We start from the raw sequence: 706 nt of genomic DNA, 5'->3' as shown, positions 1-706 counted from the left end.
CATGCCGACCCCGGTCAGCCAGGTGCCGAGCTGCCGCCGCACGCCCGGCAGGGCGGCCGGGAGCGCCACCAGCTCGAGGCGGAGCGGCGACAGGGACGTCGCCCGGCGATGGGCCACGAGCACGGCGACGTCGTCGGGCCACCCCTGCGGGCGGCGGACACCTTCGGCGATGGCTGCGGCAAGCCCTGCCGACGCCTCGGCCTCCAGGGCATTGGGAGGCGACAGCACCTCGCGCGCCACGTCCGCGAGCCGGTCGAGGGCGACGTCCGGGCCGGGAGCACCGGCGACGGCCCCGTTGGAGAACAGGACGAGGGTCGCCCCCTGCTCCAGGACGTGCTCGGCGACCTCCGTGACGGAGCCCGGCAGGCTGCCCAGCGGCGGCCTCGCCACCACCGGGAGGAACTCGGTGCTGCCGTCGGCGTGGACGACCAGCGGCGCCGGGTGCCCGGCCGCGCCGTAGATCAGCCGGCCCGTTCCGGCGTCGAGTACGCCGTAGCAGACCGACGCGCCCTCGACGTCGTCCATCTCCGCGGCGAACGCGTCGAGGGCGCCGAGGACCGCGCGCGGCGACGGGTCGCGGAGGGCGGAGGAGCGCATGGCTCCGCGGAGGCGGCTCATGGCGCCGGCGGCCGGCACACCGTGGCCGACGGCATCCCCCACCACCAGCGCGACCCGCCCGCCGCCCAGCGCTACGGCGTCGTACCAG

1 protein-coding gene is annotated in these 706 nt (G+C 77.5%); it reads right to left on the bottom strand.

Annotated features, from left to right (window positions below; translation table 11 throughout):
* Nucleotides 1-706 (bottom strand): PP2C family protein-serine/threonine phosphatase (locus tag E6R62_RS37795; RefSeq protein ID WP_136217943.1); only part of this gene is annotated, 706 nt, incomplete at both ends.

Source organism: Streptomyces sp. A1136 (genome assembly GCF_004795055.1).
In the GTDB taxonomy this organism is placed as follows: domain Bacteria; phylum Actinomycetota; class Actinomycetes; order Streptomycetales; family Streptomycetaceae; genus Streptomyces.
The sequence above is the reverse complement of the archived record's forward strand: the minus strand, read 5'-3'. Positions and strand labels throughout refer to the sequence as shown.